This is a genomic window from Cloacibacterium sp. (genome assembly GCF_047601505.1).
Taxonomy (GTDB): domain Bacteria; phylum Bacteroidota; class Bacteroidia; order Flavobacteriales; family Weeksellaceae; genus Cloacibacterium.
Genome location: NZ_JASGJD010000001.1, coordinates 3142297 through 3165665 on the forward strand (window position 1 = coordinate 3142297; position 23369 = coordinate 3165665).

The following is a 23369-nucleotide window of genomic DNA, read 5'->3' on the forward strand; positions in this document are numbered from 1 at the left end:
TTTTTACCGATTATTACTGTTATATTACTAATATTCAATTTAATAAAATATTATTTTCAGCATAAACAATATTTAAAGTTTAGTATTTTTATCCATTTATTTGCTTTATTATTTTTCTTCTCTTTTTATATTTATGCAACAAATGTTTGAACTAGAAAAACCTTTGCTAAAAAATAATTTCCGAAGGAAGCTTGGGAAAGAGTATTATATTCTGAAAAGAAAAGTTGATAATCTATTTTCAAAAGAAAAATTTGCAAAACAGCTTTCTGAAAATTTAGAAATAAACCAATCTGTTTTCAAACATAGTTCTATGATTTTAAGACCATTGAAAGATGTAGAAATGTATCTTCAATTCAACAAAAAGAAAAATCTAGAACTGGCAATAAAGAAAATAAACAATACAATAATTTATCCAAGCGAAACGTTCTCTTTGTGGAATTTAGTAGGAAAACCAACTGCCCAAAAAGGCTATTTAGAAGGTTTAATTCTGAACCAAGGAAAGATAGAAAAAGGAATTGGTGGAGGTTTGTGTCAACTTGGGAACTTACTTTTTTGGATTTTCGCACATTCTCCACTTTTAATTACTGAAAGACATCGTCATTCTTTTGATGTTTTTCCTGATGTAAACAGAAAAGTTCCTTTTGGCACAGGAGCTACTTTATCTTACAATTACATAGATTTCAGAGTAAAAAATAATACTGAAAATACTTTCAAAATTAAACTTTGGATTGAAAATGATTATCTTTTTGGGCAACTTTTTTCTCTAGAAAAACTAAATTCAACTTATAAAATTGAAGAAAAAAACCACATTGTGAAACAACAATTTTGGGGAGGATATTCTCGTCATAACCAAATTTTCAAAATAGAAACCGATGAATTTGGAAACTCTACAGAAAGTTTATTGATTGAAAATCATGCCTTAATGATGTACAATCCTTTCTTGGAAAACAAAAAAAGTTGAAATTACTTTCAACTTTTTCTTAATTTTAAATTATTTTGAAGGTTTCCATTCGTTGAAAAACGCTTTCACTTTTTCTAAACTGTAACCTTTTCCTTCTTCCAAAACCGCAGAATCTTGCGTGTGAATCATTTTACCCGTTTTATCCAAAACAATAAAAACAGGATAACCATATTTCTCTCCTGGATTTCCATATTTGGCAAAAATCTTTTCATTTTTATTTTTTGGAGAATAATTTAAGTGATAGTAAACGTAATTATTATCTACCAAAGTCTTCAATTCTGGTGTAGTTTGCACAAAATTATTAAATCTTAAACACCAGATGCACCAGTTTCCACCAGCCTGAATCATTACATTTTTATTTTCTTTTTCCGCCTTTTTTACCAATTCTGCAATTTTAGCTTCTGCATTTTCGGTTTCGTTGTAAGGTTTTGGCAACGCAGCTTTTTCTTCTTCCGCTTTCTTTTTAGCTTCAATTTTTGCAGCATCTGCTTCAGCGGTAGTTTGTGCCAAAGAAAATGCCGGCAAAAGCAATCCTACAAAAGCTAAATTCATCACAATTCTTTTCATATCTTACATTTTTATACAATTACGTTTAATGATTTTGTAAATTTGCAAATTAATTTTGAATTGTGAACCAAATATTATTCCAAATAGTTTTACTTTTTTCTAAACTACCTTTAAAAATCTTATATATTTTGTCAGATTTTATATTCTTTATCCTTTATTACATTGCAGGATACAGAAAAAAAGTAGTCTTTGAAAATATAAAAAATTCTTTCCCAGAAAAATCTGACGAAGAAATAAAGAAAATCTCGAAAAAATTCTATCATAATTTTTCAGATTATATTGTAGAAACCCTCAAAGCTTTTACAATTTCTGATGAATCTTTACACCAAAGAGTTCAACATATAAACTTAGAAGTTTTTTCTGAATCTCAAAAAAAACAAAAAAATGTGATGATGCTTTCTGGTCATGTTTTCAATTGGGAATGGTTTAATTCTTTAGCAACAATTATTCCTCAAGAAAAATGCTTCCCGATTTACAGAAAAATGCAAAATCCTTTTTGGGAAGAAAAAATTAGAAAAATTAGAAGCAGATATGGTAATGAAGCTCTAGAAGCGGATGATGTAATGAAACATATTCTTAGAAATCCTAACGACGGAAATTCTGCCTATATGTTTGTAGCAGACCAAACGCCACATATTTCTATGGTAAATTTCGGATTGAAATTTCTAAATCAAAAAACACCTGCTTTTATCGGCTACGACAGACTTTCTAGCAGAATGAATGTAACTTTTGTCTATTGCGAAATGGAAAAAGTAAAAAGAGGACATTACAAAGTTACTTACCACGAAATTTTACCAGATAACGACAAATTTGAACCATACGAAGTGGTGAAAAAATTTCATAAAAATTTAGAAAAAACCATCAATAAAAATCCTGACAACTGGCTTTGGAGCCACAAAAGATGGAAATACAAAGATGCTATAAAACATTTTGACGAATAAATGATGATGCCAACATTAGCAATTGCAATACTCAACTGGAACGGAAAACATTGGTTAGAAAAATTTCTTCCCAACGTAATTTTATATTCTAAAGAAGCTAAAATTTATGTAATAGACAATGCTTCAAATGATGATTCTGTGGAATTTTTAGAACAAAATTTCCCCAATATAACCATTATTAAAAACAAAGAAAACACAGGTTTTGCGGGTGGTTACAATGAAGGTTTGAAACATATAAACGAAGAAATCTATTGCCTTCTAAATTCTGATGTAGAAGTTACCGAAAACTGGATTTTCCCAATTTTGGAAATTTTCCTAAGAAATGAAGAAATTGCAGCCGTTCAACCGAAAATTCGTTCTTTCGAAAAAGATAAATATTTTGAATTTGCTGGAGCTGGCGGTGGTTTGATAGACAATCTTGGCTATCCTTATTGCAGAGGAAGAATTTTTGAAAAATTAGAAAAAGACAACGGACAATATAACGACGAAACCGAAATATTCTGGGCTTCGGGATGTGCACTTTTTATAAGAAAAGAAGATTATTGGGCGATGAATGGTTTAGATGAAAGATTTTTTGCTCATCAAGAAGAAATAGACCTTTGTTGGCGATTAAAAAATGCTGGAAGAAAAATATATTATTGCGGAAAATCTACTGTTTTCCACGTTGGCGGAGGAACTCTTAACAAACAATCTCCTAAAAAAACGTATCTCAATATAAGAAATAATCTTTCTATGTTGTTGAAAAACTTACCTCTTTCTACGCTCATTTGGGTAATTCCTTCTAGATTGATTTTAGATGGAGTTGCTGGAATTTATTTCGGATTGAAAGATGGTTTTCCGCATCTTTGGGCAGTTGTGAAAGCACATTTTGGGTTCTATGCTCAAGCTCCCAAAACATGGAAACTGAGAAGTAAAACTCAATCTAAAAATTATTACCAAACCAAATGGTTGATTTTTAAGCATTTTATTTAAAGTTGGATGTTGGATGCTGGATGCTGGATGTTAGATGTTGGATGTTGGATGTTGGATGTTGGATGTTGGATGTTAAAAAAAATAAAAATAAATCATGAATTTTGTAGCCTTAGATTTTGAAACTGCAACTCACGAGAGAAATTCCGCTTGTGAACTTGGAATCTGCGTGGTAGAAAATTCTGAAATTATAGAAACCAAATCTTGGTTGATAAAACCTCCTAGTTATCCTTATTTTAGTCCGCACAACATTAATGTTCACGGCATTTATCCTGATGATGTAAAAAACGCTCCTACTTTTGATGAAATATGGAGTGAAATAGAAGATGTACTCTACGGAAATCTCATGATTGCGCATAATGCGTCTTTTGATGCTAGTGTTTTGAGAGGTTGCCTAGATTATTATGGAATTTTCAAACCGAAAATTAATTATTTGTGCAGCATACAAGTTGCTAAAAAATCTTGGAAAAATTTACCTAGTTATGGTTTGAAAAATTTGGCAAACCACCATCAAATAAAATTTAACCATCACAGAGCTGATGCTGATGCAGAGGTTTGTGCCAAACTTTCGCTTCTCGCTTTTGAAAGACTTATTATTACTGAGGACGAAGAGGTAAAAACAATTTTTAGTAAAAATTTGAAAGATTTGTAATTATTTTTTCACGCAATGACGCAAAGGTTTTCGCAAAGGTTTAAAAATTTGCTGTTTTTAATGATAAAAGCCGACAATAATTTTTTTTAATTACTCAAAACTTCTGAGACAAGACTGAATTTAGGAATTTCGGCTTCGAAAGTTTCGTTGGTAAGTAAATTATGAATTACGTAATTCCCCAACATATTTCCTACACCAGAGCGCAAAATTACATTAGAAAAATATTTAAACGTTTCGCCTGGCTCAATTACAGGAGTTAATCCTATTACTCCGTCTCCTTTTACTTCGGTAAAACCAAATCCCAAATCATAAATCAACCATCTTCTTTTTAAAAGTTTCACCGCATCAATGCCTAGATTTTCTATGGTAATATTATACCTAAAAACAAATCTATTTTCCGCTGGAAAAGAATTTTTGATATGATATTCTGGAACAACAGAAATCTTGATACCGTTAGATACTGCAGAATACATTTTTTATAGTTTTATATTATTGAAATAAATGTAGCAAAAATCCCGCCTAAAATTAAGCGGGATCTATTTATTTCATAAATAATTAATATTACTTATAACTCTAATGCTTTTCTTTCGTCTCCTCCCATTAGAATTTCTACAGGATTGTCTAACGCTTCTTTTATAGCAACTAAGAAACCTACAGACTCTCTACCATCAATAATTCTGTGGTCATAAGAAACTGCTACGTACATCATTGGTCTAATTACCACTTGTCCATTTACAGCAACTGGTCTTTCAATAATATTGTGCATTCCTAAGATTGCAGATTGAGGTGGATTGATAATTGGTGTTGATAACATAGACCCGAAAACACCACCATTGGTAATAGTAAACGTTCCGCCTGTCATTTCATCAATTGTGATTTTACCATCTCTTACTTTTATTGCAAGTTCTTTAATGCTAGCTTCTACACCTCTTAATGTAAGGTTTTCTGCATTTCTAAGAACAGGAACCATTAATCCTTTTGGCCCAGAAACAGCAATTGAAATATCACAAAAATCATTATTGATTTTGAAATCTCCGTCTATCATTGCATTTACATCTGGATACATTTGTAAAGCTCTGGTAACTGCTTTGGTAAAGAAAGACATAAAACCAAGACCGATACCGTGTTTCGCAGCAAATTCTTCTTTATATTGTTTTCTAATTCTGAAAATTTCAGACATATCTACTTCGTTAAAAGTAGTAAGCATAGCGGTTTCGTTTTTCACAGAAACCAATCTAGCAGCCAATTTTCTTCTAAGAACTGAAAGTTTAGTAGTAGTTTGAGCTCTGCTTCCAGAAGTAGAACTTCCCATTGCAGGAACACCTGGAGTTGCGTTTTGAGCATCATCTTTTGTAACTCTACCGTCTCTACCAGTACCAGAAACTGTAGCAGCGTCTATTCCTTTTTCATCTAGAATTTTTTTAGCAGCAGGCGAAGGCGCACTAGTTGCATAAGTAGCGGGAGCTGGTGTAGCTTTTGGAGCTTCAGGTTTAGGAGCTTCTTCAACAGATTGCTTCGCTTCGCTCGCAATGACTGTGCTTCCAGCTGGTTTAGAAGCGCTTCTATCTATTAAGCATACTACTTGACCAACTTTTACAACCTCTCCTTCTTCTGCTTTTAGTGTAATAATACCACTTTCTTCGGCAGGAAGTTCTAGAGTTGCTTTGTCAGAATCTACTTCTGCAATCGCTTGATCTTTTTCTACATAATCTCCGTCTTTTACCAACCAAGTAGCGATTTCTACTTCTGTGATTGATTCTCCCGGAGAAGGAACTTTCATTTCTAATATTGACATTGTATGTATGTTTTTTTTAATCTAAATTTTAATCATTAACTGTAGTTACGGGTTTGATAAGTTTAGCATCTTCAGCACTAATACCAAAAACTCCATTGATAACACCTTTCTGATTTTTATCAAATTTTTTATGAGTTCCCGGCGCTGGCGTACCACTAGAAACTGGAGAAATAACTTGAATATTTTGGTTTCTGAAATTACGCAACATGTACGTCCAAGCTCCCATGTTTTCTGGTTCTTCTTGCGCCCAAACAAATTCTTTTCTGTTGCTGTATTTTTCTAAAATCTCGTTAATTCTTAAATTATCCAAAGGATAAAGCTGCTCTAATCTTACCAAAGCTACTTTTTCGTCGTTCAATTCTTCTTTTTTAGCCAATAACTCGTAGTATAATTTACCTGAACAGAATACTAATTTTTCTACTTTTTTAGCATCTGCTGTTGCATCGTCAATTACTGGTTGGAAAGTTCCGTTTGCTAATTCTTCGACTCCTGAAACTACTTTTGGATGTCTTAATAATGATTTTGGCGTCATTACAACCAATGGTTTTCTGAAAGGGAATTTCATTTGTCTTCTCAACAAGTGATAATAATTAGCAGGTGTAGTACAATTTGCCACAAAAATATTATGATTAGCACAAAGTTCTAAGAATCTTTCTAATCTAGCAGAAGAGTGCTCTGCTCCTTGCCCTTCGAAACCGTGAGGCAAAAGCATTACCAAACCGTTTTGTACTTTCCATTTTTCTTCGGCAGCTACCAAATATTGGTCTATAATAATTTGAGCTCCGTTTACAAAATCTCCAAACTGAGCTTCCCAAATGGTTAAAGTATTAGGAGCAACCATAGCATATCCATAATCGAATCCTAAAACTCCATATTCTGATAATAATGAATTAAAAATATCAAATCTTCTGTCTGACACTTGTTTTAAAGGAACATACTCTTCTTCATTGTCTTCTGTTTTTACCACAGCATGACGGTGAGAGAAAGTACCTCTTTCTACATCTTCGCCAGAAATTCTAATATCATTGCCATCAGTAAGAAGTGTAGCATAAGCCAACAATTCTCCCATTGCCCAATCTAAAGAGTTATTTTCAACCATTTTTACTCTGGAATCGAATAATCTAGAAATTTTATTGATGAATTTTTTATCTGCAGGTAAAGTAGAGATTTTAATGGCTAAATCTTTCAGTTTTTCTAAGTCGTAACCTGTATTGTAATCTGCATAGATTTGGTCTATTGTTCCTCTTTTGAAATTTTTCCAATCGTCTTCCATGAAAACAGCCATTGTATTGATTTCAATTTCTTTAGCTGCTTCAAAGTTTTCATCTAATAATTCTTTGAACTGTTTTTCCATTTCTGCCAAAACAGCATCAGAGATTACGCCTTCATCTTTTAATTTTTTCTTATAAATTTCTCTTGGATTAGGATGTTTAGAGATAATTTTATACAAATTAGGTTGAGTAAATCTAGGTTCATCACCTTCGTTATGTCCATATTTTCTATATCCTAATAAATCAATATAAACATCTTTTCCAAATCTAGCTCTATAATCTGCCGCAAATCTAATAGCATGAACTACTGCTTCTACATCGTCATCATTTACATGCATTACAGGAGAATCTGTAACTTTTGCAATATCTGTACAATAAATTGAAGAACGCGCATCAAGATAATTGGTAGTAAAACCAACCTGATTATTTACAACAATATGAACTGTACCGCCAGTTTTATATCCTTCTAGAGTCATCATTTGAGCAACTTCGTACACCAAACCTTGTCCGGCAATAGCTGCATCACCATGAATTACAATAGGTAAAACTTTTTTAGAATCTCCTTCGAAAACGTTATCTATTTTAGCTCTGCTAATTCCTTGTACCAAAGAAGCTACCGTTTCTAAGTGAGAAGGATTAGGAACTAGATTAATTCTTACTTCTTCACCAGCTGCTGTAGTAATTTTTTTGGAAGCACCAAGGTGGTATTTTACATCACCAGAAAACACATCTTCTTCGAACTCTTTTCCTTCAAATTCAGAGAAAATTTGTTTGTATGATTTTTGAAAAATATTAGTTAAAACATTTAATCTACCTCTGTGTGCCATACCCAAAATTACCTCATCTACTCCATGAATAGAAGACTTAGAAATAAGTTGGTCTAATGCAGGGATTAGCGCTTCACCACCTTCAAGAGAGAAACGTTTTTGCCCAACAAATTTGGTATGAAGATAATTTTCGAAAGCTACCGCTTGATTTAATTTGTGTAGAATTTCTACTTTTTCATCTGCGCTTAACCTCGGAAGATTTTCGTCTTTGTGAAGCCATTCTTTGATGAATCTTTTCTCTTCTACATTATTAATGTGCATATATTCTACACCAATAGAATTGCAATAAATTTTTTCTAGGTGTACAATAATATCTGCTAAAGTAGCAGGTCCGTTCATGCCGGTTTCTACTGCACAATTAAATACAGTAGTAAGGTCTTCTTTAGAAAGTCCATAATTTTCTATAGACAAATCTGGTGTGTAAGTTCTTCTTTCTCTTACGGGATTTGTCTTGGTAAAAAGATGTCCTCTCCTTCTATAATCTATGATAAGATTAATTACTTTGAATTCTTTTTCAATATTCTGAGGAATATTGCCAGAAGTAACTGCTTGTACAGCCAACTGTGGAACTGTAACTCCCGAATCTTCGCCATACATTTCTAAAGCAAAGTCAAAACCTTGAAAAAATGCTTTCCACGATGGTTCTAAAGAATCAGGGAATTTTAAATATTGTTGATATAAATCTTCAATAAACTGAGAATGCGCTGCATTAAGGAATGAAAATTTGTCCATTTTTAACAGATTATCTGTGTATTATGATTAAAAAAAAGTGTATCTGACAAAAGTATTAAAAAATTACGAACCAGAGGTGCATGTTTTTGGTAATTTAATATAGTTTTTAACTATTCTTTGCGATATAGATTATCTAAAAACCGGCAAAGACAATTTTATTTTAACATCGGTTCTAGAATTTGGAGCTTCTATAAAAGTCTCTTGAAGGTCTCCATTTCTCATGCTATCTTTCTTTGCTTTGTCTAGAAGTTGATTAATGGCTTTTACTCTGCCTTCGTATTTACCTTTATAATAAATTACAAATGCATCTGAAGGACTTATGGTTCTGAAACTAAAATTATTATCCGAAACACCAACTCTTTTAGAAAGCGGAAGACCATAATAATAAGAAACTTCCTTGTTTTTAAAACCTCTTGGGTCTGTAATTAGAACTGGCGCTCCAAATTCGTCTTCTTTTTTGCCCAAATCTTTTGTTACAAAATTGAAAACTTTACCATGATTAAGTTCTATATTCTTTATAAGGTCTCCTTTTTTGTTAACACTAGAAACATTAACGCCTAAAAGCAACATTCCTTTTTGATTTTCAACCATTAAGGTATCATACTTTATATTTGATAATAAGTTTTCTTTATCCACTTTACCACTAAGCAATTGAGATAAATTTTGCATAGATTTATCTATTGTACCTGCAATATAATCTTCTGAAATCAAGTTTAAAGAACGCCCTAGATAGGAAGTTTTGGGCGTACTGATGTACCAAATAATTTTTGTAGAATTTTTATTTGGGATAAATTTAAGGTCTATTTTATAAGGACTGGTATTATTCCCTTCGTATAATTGATATTTAAGAGAAGTAAAACGATGTGCATAACGAATGAAAACATCACCATAATCTGATTTTGTTTTCATATTTTGATAATTCATAGAACTGCCTTGTCCTTCGTAAGGTGTGTAATATGAAAGTTTATATCCTTTTTTATTAACAAAAAACTCATTCCACTGAGTGAAATTTTGTAAATTATTAAATTGAGGAAAAACTTTGTCTATAGGATAATTAATCTCTTTTTCAACAACAAAATTCTTAGACTCATCTACCAAAAGCATAGAAAGCGCATAAACTCCGAAAAAAAATAAACCTATATAGATAAAAAATTTAAATCCTCGCATCAAAAATGATATAATAAAAATGTATTAATGTTCGTGTTTATCTTCTGCACTGCAAAGTCCAACTATTTTATGAAAAACATCGTGAAGTGCTGTAAGTTGAGTTTTTATAACTTCATCTGAAGCATTCTTTTTAATTTCTTTTGCCAAAACCTTAGTCCCATTTACCAACTCGTTTAAGTTTTTCTTAATTTCTTCTTTATTTGGAAGTTCAGCTGGGATTTCAGATTTTTGAAAAGCAACAGCTTTGGCTTGCATTTCTGCAATTTTAGATTTAATAGGAGCTAAATTTCCTTCTTCCGCAGGATGGAAAGTTTGGCTCATTACTTTATGAAACTCATTTTTTTCTTTCCAATCTTTGGCTTGAGCCGAAGCAAAAGAGATAAAAAATAATGCTATTGCAGCGAATAAAAATTTGATATTTTTCATTTGTTTTAATTTTTTGTGGTGACAAATTTAGAATTAAAAATCGGGCTTGCAAAAAAATCACAAGCCCGATTCTTTAAAAATAAAAAAACTCTATGGAATAACAGTACCATCTTTTATAATGGCATCTTTTTTAATAACTACAATTCCGTCTTTTATAGAATAGGTTTCAAAATCTCCGTCTGGATGATGTTTGCTGCCAATAATTCTAACATTATTACCAATGTGGCAATTTTTGTCTAAAATAGCATTTTCTATGTAACAGAATTTACCAATACCGATGCTTGGGATACCTTTTTTCTCGTTTTCTAAAATATCTTCTATAGTTTGATAATAATCTGCGCCCATAATATAAGACCTAATTACGGTACTTCCTTTATCAATTCTGGTACGGTTTCCTACCAAAGTATGTTCTATTTTATCTGCCATAATAATGCTACCATCACCAAAAACTGCTTTATTTACAAAAGAGCCATTAATTTTAGATGGCGGAAGCATTCTTGGTCTGGTATAAATTGGCGAACTGCTAAACATATTGAATTTTGGCACTTCGTTAGTAAGATCCATATTGGCTTCGAAGAAAGAACCAATAGTTCCTATATCTGTCCAATAACCATTATATTGATAACTTAATGTTTTATAACCATTATTAATTGCATTTGGAATTAATTCTTTACCGAAATCATCACCTGGGTCTTCGCCGAACATTTTTTTCAAAATTCCTTTGCCAAAGACATAAATTCCCATAGAAGCTAAATATTCTTTACCTTGACTTTTCTCTTCTTCAGGAACTTCAGATTTCCAATCTTGAAGCAATTCTGCAGCTGGTTTTTCTATAAAAGAAGTAATTTGGTTTTCTTCATCAGATTTTAAAATTCCAAATCCTGTAGCATCTTTTGCTTCTACAGGGATAGTTGCAATGGTAATATCACCTCCGTTTTCGATATGAAAATCTATCATTTCTCTGAAATCCATTTGATACAATTGGTCTCCAGAAAGAATTAAAATATATTCATAATCGTACTTATCCAAGTGTCTCATAGATTGTCTCACTGCATCTGCTGTACCTTGAAACCAGTTTTCGTTTTCGGTACTTTGTTCTGCTGCCAAAATATCTACAAATCCTTTGCTAAAAATATCAAAGTGATAGGTGTTCTTAATGTGAGAATTAAGCGAAGCTGAATTAAATTGTGTAAGCACCAGAATTCTGTTGAAGCCAGAATTTAGGCAGTTAGAAATAGGTATATCTACTAATCTGTACTTACCAGCAATGGGAACTGCCGGTTTAGAACGTTTGTCTGTAAGAGGAAAGAGCCTGCTACCGCGTCCGCCTCCTAAAACAATGGAAATAACACTTGGTTTCATAATATTTTGTGAATTTTTTATATTTTATATTATTCTTAGAAATGATATTCGCAGTATCATTTTTAATTAGTTTTTGTTGTATAAAGTTATGTATTTTTCTGCAGATTTCTCCCAAGAAAAGTCTAAATTCATGCTAGAATTTCTAAGATTTTTCATTAACTCTTCATCCATATAAACATATAGTGCTCTTTTTATGGCATGAACGGCATCATCAGAACCTGCGAAAGTATAATTAAGACCGTTTCCGCCAGAAGCTATATCTACTACAGTATCTTTTAAACCGCCTGTATATCTCACAATTGGTAAGGTTCCGTAGCGCATTGCATACATCTGATTAAGCCCGCAAGGCTCAACTCTTGATGGCATCAATAAGAAATCTGAACTTGCATAAATTTGATGAGACAAGTATTCTTTATATCCTAAATCTAAAGCAAAATTTACATTAAATTCTTTCTGCAATTCTTTTAATACATATTCTAAATGAAGATTACCAGAACCCAAAACCATAAAATTAAGTTCTCCTTCGGTCTCTTGTATGCTTCTTCTTATAATATCTGGCAACATATCTGCTCCTTTTTCGCTGGCAAATCTTCCTATGAAGGAAAAAAGTGGCAAATCTGGGTTTAGATGATATTGTTCGCAGAGTTTTTCTTTATTTTTCCTTTTGCCTTCGGTTGCGTCTTCTACAGAAAAATTAAAATCTAACATTTTATCTGTTGCGGGATTCCAAACTTCTACATCAATTCCGTTGATAATTCCGTGTGCTTTTCGGTGTTCTTGCCTTATTAATTCTTCTAAGCCTTGTGCTTCGTTGTAAAGTTCGTCCATGTAACCTTGAGAAACAGCGGTAAATTCGTGACAACATTTTATCATGGTAGCCAACGGATTAATTCTTCCTTTCCAATCCAAAAGTCCCCATTTCCAAGCATCAAAACGTGGCATGTAATTAGACATTTGCCAATCCATACTGCCTTGATACTCTCCGTTGTGAATTGTTCCGATGGTTTTTACTCCTTTCAAAAATTCAAAATCTGGACAATATTCTACCATAAAAGGCACCAAACCTGTGTGATAATCATGACAATGCAATACATCTGGACGAATCTGCATGGCAGAAAGCCAATGCAAAACAGCTTGCTGAAATGCTATAAACTGCTGACTTTCATCAAAATACCCATATACATTATCCCGATCCAAAAGTCCAGGAATTTTAACCAAATACAATTCGTAGCCTAGAACATTGTGTTTTTCTTTCAACACCATTACCTGATACATGTGATGAATCTGATGTATAAAACCATCAAAAACCACCTCGAAATCATTCTCCTGAACAAAAGGTTTATTGTACCAAGGCATTACTACTTTTGCATCGATGCCCAATTTATTTTGATATTTCGGCAAAGCTCCTACCACATCTGCCAAGCCACCAACTTTAGCTATCGGAAAACATTCTACGCTTAGGTGAAAAACTTTCATTTTGTATAATTGATTTTTTTTTTGAATTTTATATTTTATTGTTTTGCATTCAAGAGTTTGCTTTTATCTATTTTTTTCAAAATAATACCCGAAAGCGGCGGCAAAGTAATAATTAGAGAATTTGGCTTGTTACTCCAACCTGTTTCTTCATACCATTTTATTTCGGCAGCTACTCCACTTCCTCCGTATTCTTTATCATCCGAATTCAAAATAACTTCCCATTTTGTATCTTCGTCTATTCCTATTTTATAATCAAAAGTTCTTGGAGTAAGATTAAGCACCAACATTAATACATCTTCTGGCAATTTTCCTTTTCGTAGAAAAACATAGATAGAATTATCTGCATCATTGGCTTCAATCCATTCAAAACCATAATAATTAAAATTATTTTCGAATAGCGCTTTTTCAGATTTATAGAGAAGATTAAGTTTTTTAACAAAATTTTGTAAACCTTGATGAATAGGATATTGTAAAAGATGCCAATCTAAACTTTGACTGAAATCCCATTCGTGGGTTTGTCCGAATTCGCCACCCATAAACAGCAATTTATTACCTGGATGTGTAAACATGTACGTGTACATTGCTCTAAGATTGGCATGTTTTTGCCATTCGTCGCCAGGCATTTTAAAAATTAAACTGCTTTTACCATGTACTACCTCATCGTGAGAAAGTGGCAACATATAATTTTCGTTATACATATACATGGTGCTGAACGTAAGTTTATTGTGATGATATCTTCTACCTATAGGGTCTTCTTTAAAGTATTTCAAAGTATCGTGCATCCAACCCATCATCCATTTCATCCCGAAACCAAGACCGCCATCATAAATAGGTTTGGTAACTTTAGGAAAATCACTACTATCTTCTGCAATTGTCTGCACATCTGGAAATTCTCTATAAACAATAGTATTCATTTCTTTTAAAAAATCTATTGCTTCCAAATTTCTATTATCGCCATACATATTTGGTTCCCATTCTCCTTCGTTTCTAGAATAATCTAACTCTAACATAGAACGAACTGCATCTACACGCAAACCATCTGCATGGTATCTGTCTAACCAAAAACAAGCATTAGAAATTAAGAAAGATTTCACTTCGTTTCTGCCATAATTAAAGATATGAGATTTCCAATCTGGATGAAAACCTTTTCGTGGGTCTTCGTGTTCGTAGAGAAAACTTCCGTCAAAAAAATGCAAACCATTAGCATCTCCTGGGAAGTGTGACGGAACCCAGTCTAAAATAACACCTATATCATTTTTGTGTAATTCTTCAATAAGATACATTAAATCTTGAGGGCCGCCAAAACGAGAACTTGCCGCAAAAAAACCTGTAATTTGATAGCCCCAACTTGGGTCGTAAGGATACTCCATTACGGGCATAAATTCTACATGAGTAAAATTCATTTCTTTAACATAAGGCACTAATCTTTCTGCAATTTCTTTGTAAGTAAAAAAACGATTAGGGTCGTCTGTACCGCGAATCCAAGAGCCCAAATGAACTTCGTAAACGGAAAATGGAGATTCTAAAGAATTTTTCTGGTATCTTTTTTCCATCCATTCTTTATCGTTCCATTCGTAGTAAGTGGTATTAACAATAGAACCTGCATTTATAGAATTTTCCCATAGCAAAGCATAAGGGTCACCTTTTTCCAGATAATATCCACTGTATGTTTTTATACCATATTTATAAACATCTCCCCATTCTAAACCTTCTATAAAACCTTCCCAAATCCCCGAATTATCCCACCTCCAAAGCAATTGATGGGTATGAGAATTCCATCCGTTAAAATCCCCAATTACAGAAACTTCTTTCGCATTAGGCGCCCAAACAGCAAAATACACACCATTTTTACCTTCTCTCTGCAATTGGTGAGAGCCCATTTTATCGTAAAGTTTGAAGTGTTTTCCTTCTCTAAAAAGATGAATATCAAAATCGGTAAAAAGAGAAAAAGGTTCTACTTGGTGAGACATTTTTGATTAGTTTTTATGGGTGTTCATGAATGAATTTTACAAATAATTCTTTTAGCAATTTATGAATTAAAAATGAGATATAAAATGATATTAACTTAATTTAAGAAAATTCTGTTTTTTTCAATATTTATCAAATTTAAGCGCAAAAAAAAGCCGCCCTCAAAAAAGATTGAGGACGGCTTCGCTAACCAAAAAAATGTTATGTAGTTTTTACATATTTTTTATCTTCAATAGCAGCTTGTGCAGCAGCTAATCTAGCGATAGGAACACGGAACGGAGAACAACTTACATAGTTCATACCGATTGAATGACAGAATTTTACTGATTCTGCATCACCACCATGCTCACCACAAATACCAACTTTTAAGTTTGGTTTTGTTTTTCTACCTCTTTCTACCCCAATTTTAATTAATTCACCTACACCAGATTGGTCGATAGATACAAATGGGTCTCCTGATAATAGTTTCAAATCTAAATATTTTGGTAAGAAACCACCGATATCGTCTCTAGAGAAACCGAATGACATCTGAGTAAGATCGTTAGTACCGAAACTGAAGAAATCTGCAACCATTGCCATAGAATCTGCTTTTAGTGCAGCTCTTGGGATTTCTATCATGGTACCGAACATATAAGGGATTTTTTTCACTTTAAGTTTTTCAACTGTTTCTTCGTAAACTCTATCTACGATTACTTTTTGGTGAGTAAGTTCGTGTCTTCCGCAAGTTACAGGAATCATAATTTCTGGGAATGCTTTTACGCCTTCTAATTGTAATTCTGCAGCCGCTTCGAAGATTGCTCTTACTTGCATCTCAGTAATTTCTGGATAAGAAACTCCTAAACGTACACCTCTGTGACCAAGCATTGGGTTGTTTTCGTGTAATGCAAGAATTCTTCTGTTCAAGATACTCATGCTAACACCTAATTCTTTAGAAAGTTCTTGTAATTTAGCTTTATCGTGAGGTACAAATTCGTGCAATGGTGGGTCTAGCAATCTGATGGTAACTGCATTTCCTTTCATTACTTCTAAAGTAGCTTTGATGTCTCTCTTCACGAAAGTAAATAACTCATCAAGTGCTGTTTTACGTTCTGATTCAGTGTCACTCATAATCATTTTTCTTAATAAGAATAATGGTTTATCACTACCTTCACCGTAGAACATGTGTTCTGTTCTGAAAAGACCTACACCTTCTGCTCCAAAATAAGTTGCTTGTTCTACATCTTTAGGAGTATCAGCATTAGTTCTTACACCCATTGTTTTGTATTTGTCTACCAAAGTCATTAATTGTTTGTAAGACTGATTTTTATTCAAATCAACATCAATTAATGGTAAAGAACCTTCGTAAACTGTACCTTTAGTACCATTTAAAGAGATATAATCTCCACCTTTTACTTTTTTACCATCTTTGGTTAAAAAATATTTTTCTTTTTCGTGGATAGAAATTTCGCTACATCCAACGATACAACATTTACCCCAACCTCTAGCAACAAGTGCAGCGTGAGAAGTCATACCTCCTTTTGTAGTAAGAATTGCTTCAGATTTGTGCATACCATCTACATCTTCTGGAGAAGTTTCTTCTCTTACCAAGATTACTTTTTCGCCTTTAGAAGCCCATTCTACAGCTTCTTCAGAAGAGAATACCACTCTACCAACAGCTCCACCAGGACCAGCTGGTAAACCTTTAGCAATTACTTTGTGAGTTTTTTCGATTGCTGGGTCGAACATTGGTAATAATAATTCTACCAATTGATTAGGACCAACTCTCATGATAGCTGTTTCGCCATCAATTTGACCTTCTTTATACATATCAGCAGCCATTTTAACTGCAGAAACACCGTTTCTCTTACCAACTCTACATTGCAACATGTATAATTTACCTTTTTCAATAGTAAATTCAATGTCTTGCATGTCTTTGTAGTGTTTTTCTAATCTTTGTTGAATATCATCCAACTCTTTGTATTGCTCTGGCATAAATTTTTCTAAAGTCACCAAATGTTTACTTTGGTCGTTTTTAGAATATTGATTGATTGGAGCTGGAGTTCTAATACCTGCTACCACATCTTCACCTTGAGCATTTACTAGATATTCTCCATAGAATTTGTTTTCTCCGTTACCAGGGTTTCTGGTGAAAGCAACACCAGTACAAGAATCGTCTCCCATGTTACCGAAAACCATTGCCTGTACGTTTACTGCAGTTCCCCATTCATCAGGAATACTTTCAATTCTTCTATATTCAATAGCACGTTTTCCGTTCCAAGAAGCGAAAACAGCACCTACACCTCCCATTAATTGTTCCCAAGGATTTTCTGGGAAATCTTGTTTTAGGTGTTTTTTAGTTAATGCTTTAAATTCTTTTACTAATTTTTTAAGCTCATCAGCAGAAAGTTCAGTATCTAATTCTACGCCTTTTTCTTTTTTAACTTCCTCTAATCTTTCGTCCATAATTTTACGGATTCCGATTCCTTTTGCAGGATCCATACCGCCAGCTTTTTCTATTACCACGTCTGCATACATCATTACTAATCTTCTGTAAGCATCGTAAGCAAATCTTTCGTCTCCGCTTTCTGCGATAAGCCCTTGGATAGTTTCGTCGTTAAGACCAATATTAAGAACGGTATCCATCATCCCTGGCATAGATTTTCTAGCACCAGAACGAACAGACATTAATAAAGGATTTTTAACATCTCCGAATTTTTTGCCCATTAATTTTTCAACTTGAGCAAGAGCGTCTTTAATTTCTTTTTCTAAAATTGTAGGATATTGTCTTTTGTTTGCATAAAAATATGTACAAACATCGGTAGTAATAGTAAATCCGGGAGGAACAGGAAGTTTCAAGTCTTTGTGACCAGCCATTTCGGCAAGGTTAGCGCCTTTACCTCCTAATAGATTTTTCATAGATTCATTTCCATCTGCTTTTCCGCCTCCGAATGAATAAACATACTTAACATTTTTTGCTGTTGTAGCCATAATATATTTTTTTTGTTTTTTATCAACTTTCGATAAGCAAAATTACAAAGGTCTGTACAATATCAGCCTTAATATATTACTGACATTTGTCAATTTTGATAAATATCATAAAAACTTCACAAAAAAAAGTATTAAAAATTTTTGATTTTATTTTAAACAAATATTTAATAAAGATAATTAAGTATTAAATAATCATTAAGATACGTTTGTAATTCTTCTATTTTACTACTCAAATTATACATTTACAAATCAAAAAAAAGCCTTCCAGAAAAACTGAAAGGCTAATTATAATTTATTTTGAACTAATATTAATACTTAAAAAGTACACTTCCCCAAGTGAAACCACTACCAAAAGCAGTAAGACAAACCAAGTCTCCTTTTTTCACTTTTCCTTCGTCTAGCGCTTCGCAAAGTGCAATTGGAATAGATGCTGCGGTAGTGTTACCATATTTTTGGATGTTATTGAAAACTTTTTCGTCCGGCAATCCCATTTTTTGTTGTACAAACTGAGAAATCCTAAGATTTGCCTGATGCGGAATAAACATATCCAAATCTTCTGGTTTTTTGCCTGCTTTGTTTAAAGCTTCCATCAAACTTTCTGGAAATCTGGTTACCGCGTGTTTGAAAACGAAATTTCCATTCATCAAAGGATAAAGCATATCTTTGGTAATCGCTTCTGGTTCGGTAAGCAATCTATCTGACCAACCGTATTTAGTTCCGCCAAATTTCACTGCTAATTCTTCGGCATATTTTCCTTCAGAATGTAGATTAATAGCAAGAATTCCTTCTTCGTTTTCATCTTCTGTAGCTGATAAAATTACCGCTCCTGCTCCATCACCAAAAATTACGGAAACTCCTCTGCCTTCATCAGAAAAATCTAACCCAAAAGAGTGAATTTCTGCTCCTACCACCAAAATATTTTTGTAAGTTCCGGCTTTAATAAAAGCATCTGCAACACTCATAGAATATACAAAACCAGAACATTGGTTTCTAACATCTAAAGCGCCAATGGTATCGCAACCTAATAAATCTTGCAAAACAACTCCACTTCCTGGGAAATAATAATCTGGACTAAGCGTAGCGAAAACGATAAAATCTATATCTTTAGCCGTAAGATTTGCTTTTTCTAAAGCTTTTTCGGCTGCTCTTTTAGCATAAACTGCGGTAGTTTCTTCGCTATCAATTCTGTTTTTTCTGTGTCTACGTTCTTTTATACCTGTTCTTTCGGTAATCCATTCGTCGTTTGTAGTCATCAACTTAGAAAGGTCATCATTAGTTACTACATTATCAGGAACATAATAACCATAACCTTTTATTATACTCTTAATCATAAAGTTTTTAAAATTTTGAGGGTACAAAAATAAGACTTTATTTTAAACATAATAATATAAATACATTCTGATTGGCTACAATTCTTTGTAATCCCGATAAATACGAGGCTTTATAAAATTTCAGTATTTAAAGAAATTTGTTGCAATCTCTTTTTACTTTCTGGTTTTTAATTTATTTTTGATAAAATTTAAAAAAATATGCCGGCAAATCTTATTTTCGAAACAGAAAAATTCAAATGGATAGATGTTTTGGATTTACAAATAGAAGAAATAAGAAATATTTCTGCTGAATACGATATTAATCATCTTTTATTAGAAGACTGTATAGACCCAAATCACTTGCCAAAATTTGAAGATTTAGGAGATTTGAAATTTCTTTTAACCAGAGTTAATACCAACACCGAAAGACTAAACCTCAATACCATAAGTGATGTAAGCACCAAATTGGGGATTTTTCTTAAAGATAATCTTATCCTGACGGTTCACAGAATAGAAAATGATGTGGTTTCAAAACTTTTGAAAGACCTGAAAGAAGGCAAAATTAACGATGTAAATCCTTATAAAATAGTGCTAGAATTGGCTCAAAATATTTTTAAATCTTATGAAGAAGAAAACCTCATCTTGCTAGAACAAATGGAAAGAATGGAGAACGAAATTTTTATGAAAAACATCTCTAATGCTACTCAAATTAAAAGATTATACCGATTTAAAAGAAAAGTTGGACTCAACCAAAAAGTACTGAATCTGTCTTCGGAATGGGTGAATTCTTTTGACAAATTACCTTTAGAAGCCGTAGAAATTAAAGACTTGAAAGACAGCTACAAAGATTCTTTGAGTGATTACGACCATCTTACCATCCAAACTGCCAACCTTATTAGTATGTATCTTGCTTTGTCTGACCAAAAAGCTAACCAAGTAATGAAAATGCTCGCTATTTATTCGGTTTATTTTCTTCCTATAACTTTTATTGCTGGTTTATACGGAATGAATTTTAAATTCATGCCAGAGTTAGAGCATCCTTACGGTTATTTTGCAACGCTTGGCGTTATGGTTTTAATTGTGATTATAACTTTTATCTATTTCAGAAGAAAAAAATGGTAAATAAAAAAAGACATCGAGTTGATGTCTTTTTTTTAATATTTTAATGCATTGCTTCGCTTAAATCGATAGTTTCGCCGCCTTTTTTATTTTTAATGAAAAGAATAAAAGGAATGCAAAACAAGAACATTAATCCTAAATAAAGGAAAACATCCATATAAGCCAAAACGGTAGATTGTTTCATTACTGATAAATCTAAAATTTTATAAGCCGAACCCAAAGCTTGGTCGGGAGTCATTCCTTTTGCTACAAAAGAAGCTTTAAGACCCGCAATTCTTTGCTGAACGTTTAGACTATTCACATCTAATTTCGCCACCATATCATTTCTATAAAACATACTTTTATTAGCGATAAAAGTGGTAATAGCTGCAACTCCGAATGAACCTCCCAATTGTCTCATCATCCCCGTAAAAGCCGCTCCTTGACCAATCTGAGGACCTTTTAAAGTACTTAATGAAAGTGATGTAATAGGAATAAACAACAATCCTAAACCTGCTCCTCTTACGATAAGCATCCAAAAGAAAGCATCTTTTCCGGTGTCTGGAGTTAACAATTTATAACCCCAAAAACTATAAATAAAGAAGATAAACAATCCTAAAGAAACTAAAATTTGTTGTTTCGCACCTCTCGTTAATAATTTACCAATAATTGGCATCATAAAAGCAGTTGTAAGCGCTGCTGGAATCATCAAAGCACCAGACTGAAGCGCCGTCCATCCAAGAATACTCTGCGTATAAAGCGGAATAATAAAGGTAGAACCATACAACCCAAATCCTAAGATAAAAGACATAACGGTACCAATTCTAAGATTTCCGTTTTTTAATACCCTGAGTTCTACAATTGGGAATTTATACGTTAATTCTCTCCAAAGAAAAAGAATAAAACCAAAGAACGAAACTATAGTTAATGTAAGAATTACTTTACTTTCAAACCAATCATCTTCGTGACCTCTTTCTAAAATATATTGTAACGAACCTACTGTAATTGCCAATAAGAAAATTCCAAGCCAATCTACTTCGCTGGCAGATTTTTTCTCAGAAAATTTAGGACTTCTTACAAACTGAAGCGTCAACAAAGTTGCTACAATCCCAATTGGAATATTAATATAAAAAATGAATGGCCAACTGTAATTATCAACAATATAACCTCCTAATGGCGGACCAAGCGTAGGACCAATAATTACTCCTAAACCATAAATTGCTTGCGCCATACTTCTCTTCTCGATAGGATAAGATTCTGTAATAATTGTTTGAGAAGTTACCAAAAGTGCTCCTCCTCCAATTCCTTGCATTAATCTAAAGAAAACCAATTCCCAAATATTGGTAGCGTTACCACACAAAAATGAGAAAATAGTAAATATAACTATAGAAACAGCAAAATAATTTCTTCTCCCGAATTGCTGAGACAGCCAACTCGTCATTGGTACGATAATAACGTTACCAATTGCATACGCAGTAATTACCCAACCAACCTCCGAAAGTGTAGCTCCAAGGTTACCCTTCATCTCGTTAAGCGCTACGTTTACAATCGTAGAATCTACAATTTCTAACAAAGCACAGAGAATGGCGGTAATGGTAATAATTACTCGTCTTGCACCATATTCTACTAATGAATCTTGCATAAATTTTTTGTTTCGAGTTACAAAGTTCGAGGTTAGAATTTTTTCAAAAGATTACTAACGATCTCCAAACTTGAAAATTTTTCTTCTGACCTCAGACTTTTGAATTCTAACTTCAGACTTTATTATTTCACTTTTACATCAACCAGAACATTCATTCCTGCTCTTAGTTTATTAGCAACTTCTGGTTTTAAATTTGTAAATGTAATTTTTACAGGAACTCTTTGTACCACTTTCACAAAGTTTCCACTTGCGTTATCTGGAGGAAGAAGAGAGAATGTAGAACCTGTAGCCGGAGAAATAGAACTCACCACACCTTCGAACTCATCATCTGGAAAAGCATCAATACTAACATCTACTTTTTGACCTTCCACCATTTTATCTAATTGTGTTTCTTTAAAATTGGCTACAATCCATTTATCATTATTCAAAACAATGCTAAATAATTGCGAACCCGCTTGCAAAAACTGCCCAACTTGCACCGGAACTTTAGACACAAAACCGTCTTGTTTCGCTGTAATTACAGTATAAGAAAGATTTAATTTTGCATTCTCTACATCTACTTCTCTTTGTTTTATCATTGCACCTGCAACGCCAATTTGTTGAGACGTAGCTTCAGATTGAGAAGAAACATAACCCGTCTGTTGAGACGCTTGATTTTTTTGTTCTACCAAAATTTGCAATTGCTTATCTGCCGCTTGTTTTGCTGCCAGAACTTGGTCATATTGTTGTTGAGTAATAGAATGGTCTTTTACTAAATTTTCATATCTTTTTAAATCTTGAGTCGTTTTCCAAACATTTACTTTTGCAGCTTCTATTTGCGCATTCGCCGTAGCAACCGCAGCATTAGAAGTATTGATGCTTTTGTTGGCAGCAGCAGCTCCAGCCTGTGCTGTATTAAGATTGCTTTTAGCAGTTCCTAAAGCAGCTTCAGCTTGTTCCAAAGCTATTGTTTGATCTCTGTTATCCAAAACAATAAGAGTATCCCCTTTTTTCACAAATTGATTGTCTTTTACTCTTACTTCTGCTACATAACCAGAGATTTTAGAAATTACCGGACTTACGTTAGAAGCAATTTGCGCATCATCTGTTTCCTCGTGAGCATTGCTATAAGACCATTTTTTGAAACCGTAAATTGCTCCTACAATAATTACGATTGCTAGAATAATTCCAAAAGCAGGACTTTTTTTCTTTTTTGGTTGATTTATAGTTGTATTTTCCATTTTAGTAATGATGTTGTA

Annotated in this window: 18 protein-coding genes; 5 read left to right on the forward strand and 13 right to left on the reverse strand. The window is 33.1% G+C overall.

What is annotated here, in order from left to right:
- Positions 1 to 142: 142 nt before the first annotated feature.
- On the forward strand, positions 143 to 961 hold the full coding sequence (locus tag QM746_RS14210; protein WP_414984823.1) for a VanW family protein: 819 nt from the start codon (positions 143 to 145) through the stop codon (positions 959 to 961).
- Positions 962 to 991: 30 nt separating this feature from the next.
- Here QM746_RS14210 and QM746_RS14215 read toward each other — a convergent pair whose 3' ends face one another.
- Positions 992 to 1528 carry a thioredoxin family protein gene (locus tag QM746_RS14215; protein ID WP_414984824.1) on the reverse strand — a complete coding sequence of 179 codons (537 nt, stop codon included), beginning with the start codon at positions 1526 to 1528 and terminating at the stop codon, positions 992 to 994.
- A 59-nt stretch (positions 1529 to 1587) separates the two neighbouring features.
- Here QM746_RS14215 and QM746_RS14220 point away from each other — a divergent pair, with 59 nt between their 5' ends.
- The 3 genes from QM746_RS14220 to QM746_RS14230 all read left to right on the forward strand — a co-directional run bounded on the left by QM746_RS14220 (position 1588) and on the right by QM746_RS14230 (position 4090).
- Positions 1588 to 2469, forward strand: a complete 882-nt coding sequence (locus QM746_RS14220; protein WP_414985161.1) for a lysophospholipid acyltransferase family protein — start codon at positions 1588 to 1590, stop codon at positions 2467 to 2469.
- A 3-nt stretch (positions 2470 to 2472) separates the two neighbouring features.
- Complete coding sequence (locus tag QM746_RS14225; RefSeq protein WP_414984825.1) at positions 2473 to 3441, forward strand: glycosyltransferase family 2 protein; 969 nt, start codon at positions 2473 to 2475, stop codon at positions 3439 to 3441.
- Positions 3442 to 3535: 94 nt separating this feature from the next.
- Complete coding sequence (locus tag QM746_RS14230) at positions 3536 to 4090, forward strand: 3'-5' exonuclease (protein WP_414984826.1); 555 nt, start codon at positions 3536 to 3538, stop codon at positions 4088 to 4090.
- Positions 4091 to 4176: 86 nt separating this feature from the next.
- Here QM746_RS14230 and apaG read toward each other — a convergent pair whose 3' ends face one another.
- From apaG to QM746_RS14280, 10 genes are all read right to left on the reverse strand, one after another.
- Positions 4177 to 4563 carry a Co2+/Mg2+ efflux protein ApaG gene (apaG, locus tag QM746_RS14235; protein ID WP_414984827.1) on the reverse strand — a complete coding sequence of 129 codons (387 nt, stop codon included), beginning with the start codon at positions 4561 to 4563 and terminating at the stop codon, positions 4177 to 4179.
- 92 nt (positions 4564 to 4655) lie between these two features.
- The gene (odhB, locus tag QM746_RS14240) at positions 4656 to 5885 is read right to left on the reverse strand and encodes a 2-oxoglutarate dehydrogenase complex dihydrolipoyllysine-residue succinyltransferase (protein WP_414984828.1); all 1230 of its coding nucleotides are present in this window, start codon (positions 5883 to 5885) and stop codon (positions 4656 to 4658) included.
- 28 nt (positions 5886 to 5913) lie between these two features.
- Entirely contained in the window at positions 5914 to 8715 is a 2802-nt protein-coding gene (locus QM746_RS14245; RefSeq protein WP_414984829.1) for a 2-oxoglutarate dehydrogenase E1 component, read from the reverse strand.
- Between the two features lie 129 nt (positions 8716 to 8844).
- On the reverse strand, positions 8845 to 9882 hold the full coding sequence (locus QM746_RS14250) for a polyketide cyclase (RefSeq protein WP_414984830.1): 1038 nt from the start codon (positions 9880 to 9882) through the stop codon (positions 8845 to 8847).
- A gap of 24 nt (positions 9883 to 9906) precedes the next feature.
- A complete protein-coding gene (locus tag QM746_RS14255; RefSeq protein ID WP_414984831.1) occupies positions 9907 to 10308 on the reverse strand; it encodes a hypothetical protein in 402 nt (133 codons plus the stop codon).
- A gap of 90 nt (positions 10309 to 10398) precedes the next feature.
- The gene (locus QM746_RS14260; protein WP_414984832.1) at positions 10399 to 11670 is read right to left on the reverse strand and encodes a glucose-1-phosphate adenylyltransferase; all 1272 of its coding nucleotides are present in this window, start codon (positions 11668 to 11670) and stop codon (positions 10399 to 10401) included.
- Positions 11671 to 11736: 66 nt separating this feature from the next.
- Positions 11737 to 13146, reverse strand: coding sequence for a glycogen synthase (locus QM746_RS14265; protein ID WP_414984833.1), 1410 nt, complete (start codon positions 13144 to 13146; stop codon positions 11737 to 11739).
- Between the two features lie 35 nt (positions 13147 to 13181).
- Positions 13182 to 15116, reverse strand: coding sequence for a 1,4-alpha-glucan branching protein GlgB (gene glgB / locus QM746_RS14270; RefSeq protein WP_414984834.1), 1935 nt, complete (start codon positions 15114 to 15116; stop codon positions 13182 to 13184).
- A 199-nt stretch (positions 15117 to 15315) separates the two neighbouring features.
- Entirely contained in the window at positions 15316 to 18081 is a 2766-nt protein-coding gene (gene ppdK / locus QM746_RS14275; protein ID WP_414984835.1) for a pyruvate, phosphate dikinase, read from the reverse strand.
- A gap of 308 nt (positions 18082 to 18389) precedes the next feature.
- A complete protein-coding gene (locus QM746_RS14280) occupies positions 18390 to 19412 on the reverse strand; it encodes a 3-oxoacyl-ACP synthase III family protein (RefSeq protein ID WP_414984836.1) in 1023 nt (340 codons plus the stop codon).
- 198 nt (positions 19413 to 19610) lie between these two features.
- Between QM746_RS14280 and QM746_RS14285 the strand changes: the two genes are divergently transcribed.
- Positions 19611 to 20513 (forward strand): CorA family divalent cation transporter, encoded by a 903-nt coding sequence (locus QM746_RS14285; RefSeq protein WP_414984837.1) that lies wholly within the window; start codon positions 19611 to 19613, stop codon positions 20511 to 20513.
- A 40-nt stretch (positions 20514 to 20553) separates the two neighbouring features.
- Here QM746_RS14285 and QM746_RS14290 read toward each other — a convergent pair whose 3' ends face one another.
- Both QM746_RS14290 and QM746_RS14295 read right to left on the reverse strand, forming a co-directional pair.
- Positions 20554 to 22131, reverse strand: coding sequence for a DHA2 family efflux MFS transporter permease subunit (locus QM746_RS14290; protein WP_374363958.1), 1578 nt, complete (start codon positions 22129 to 22131; stop codon positions 20554 to 20556).
- Positions 22132 to 22253: 122 nt separating this feature from the next.
- Positions 22254 to 23351 carry an HlyD family secretion protein gene (locus QM746_RS14295; protein WP_414984838.1) on the reverse strand — a complete coding sequence of 366 codons (1098 nt, stop codon included), beginning with the start codon at positions 23349 to 23351 and terminating at the stop codon, positions 22254 to 22256.
- Positions 23352 to 23369: the final 18 nt, after the last annotated feature.

Coding starts and splice junctions, on each gene's coding strand:
- QM746_RS14255 (WP_414984831.1), bottom strand. CDS start 10,308: ATGAAAAATATCAAATTTTTATTCGCTGCAATAGCATTATTTTTTATC.
- QM746_RS14215 (WP_414984824.1), bottom strand. CDS start 1,528: ATGAAAAGAATTGTGATGAATTTAGCTTTTGTAGGATTGCTTTTGCCG.
- QM746_RS14265 (WP_414984833.1), bottom strand. CDS start 13,146: ATGAAAGTTTTTCACCTAAGCGTAGAATGTTTTCCGATAGCTAAAGTT.
- QM746_RS14210 (WP_414984823.1), top strand. CDS start 143: ATGTTTGAACTAGAAAAACCTTTGCTAAAAAATAATTTCCGAAGGAAG.
- QM746_RS14295 (WP_414984838.1), bottom strand. CDS start 23,351: ATGGAAAATACAACTATAAATCAACCAAAAAAGAAAAAAAGTCCTGCT.
- glgB (WP_414984834.1), bottom strand. CDS start 15,116: ATGTCTCACCAAGTAGAACCTTTTTCTCTTTTTACCGATTTTGATATT.
- QM746_RS14280 (WP_414984836.1), bottom strand. CDS start 19,412: ATGATTAAGAGTATAATAAAAGGTTATGGTTATTATGTTCCTGATAAT.
- QM746_RS14250 (WP_414984830.1), bottom strand. CDS start 9,882: ATGCGAGGATTTAAATTTTTTATCTATATAGGTTTATTTTTTTTCGGA.
- odhB (WP_414984828.1), bottom strand. CDS start 5,885: ATGTCAATATTAGAAATGAAAGTTCCTTCTCCGGGAGAATCAATCACA.
- QM746_RS14225 (WP_414984825.1), top strand. CDS start 2,473: ATGATGCCAACATTAGCAATTGCAATACTCAACTGGAACGGAAAACAT.
- QM746_RS14285 (WP_414984837.1), top strand. CDS start 19,611: ATGCCGGCAAATCTTATTTTCGAAACAGAAAAATTCAAATGGATAGAT.
- ppdK (WP_414984835.1), bottom strand. CDS start 18,081: ATGGCTACAACAGCAAAAAATGTTAAGTATGTTTATTCATTCGGAGGC.
- QM746_RS14230 (WP_414984826.1), top strand. CDS start 3,536: ATGAATTTTGTAGCCTTAGATTTTGAAACTGCAACTCACGAGAGAAAT.
- QM746_RS14245 (WP_414984829.1), bottom strand. CDS start 8,715: ATGGACAAATTTTCATTCCTTAATGCAGCGCATTCTCAGTTTATTGAA.
- apaG (WP_414984827.1), bottom strand. CDS start 4,563: ATGTATTCTGCAGTATCTAACGGTATCAAGATTTCTGTTGTTCCAGAA.
- QM746_RS14260 (WP_414984832.1), bottom strand. CDS start 11,670: ATGAAACCAAGTGTTATTTCCATTGTTTTAGGAGGCGGACGCGGTAGC.
- QM746_RS14290 (WP_374363958.1), bottom strand. CDS start 22,131: ATGCAAGATTCATTAGTAGAATATGGTGCAAGACGAGTAATTATTACC.